This is a genomic window from Mycobacterium asiaticum (assembly GCF_001673365.1).
Lineage (GTDB): Bacteria > Actinomycetota > Actinomycetes > Mycobacteriales > Mycobacteriaceae > Mycobacterium > Mycobacterium asiaticum_A.
On record NZ_LZLS01000016.1, the window covers coordinates 1 to 551 of the forward strand.

Genomic DNA, 551 nt, shown 5'->3' on the forward strand with positions numbered 1-551 from the left:
AGCCGAAACCTCGGCTCGTTCAACCTGGCCGACGGCCAAGGCGTGGACGGAATCACCATCCCGCTCAACTTCCCGGCGATTCCGATCGACCTCGTGGCGGGTACCAACTCGGCGATCCCGATCACCGGTCAGATCGACCCCATCACCATCCAAGCCCCTACGTTCGGTATCCCGGTCAATGTTTCGCTGACCGTTACCGTCCTTTTTCTCCCTGTCACTATCGAATTCGTTGGAACCCAGCAGTTCCCAATGTTGGACCCCATCGTCATCAACCCAATCGTGCTGAATGACCTCACGGCCGGCGCGAACGTACAGGTACCCATCCAGATGACGGTGTTCGGCCGACTCGACCTGGGGATACCGGGGCTGCTCGGGATCGGCAATTCCTCGGGGTCGTTGTCGTCGGGCTACTTCAACGGAAGTTCCAGCGGCACTTCTGGTTTCTTCAACTCCAGCGACCTGAGTTCGGGCTTTGCCAACGCCAACGGGGCGCTGACCTCGGGCTGGTACAACTCCGGTTCGTTGCTGTCGGGCTTCCAGAACCTCGGGGC

The 551-nt window shown here is 60.3% G+C and carries 1 pseudogene; it reads left to right on the forward strand.

From position 1 onward, the window contains the following. Nucleotides 1-551: pseudogene (locus A5634_RS28520) on the forward strand (hypothetical protein); the annotation flags it as partial.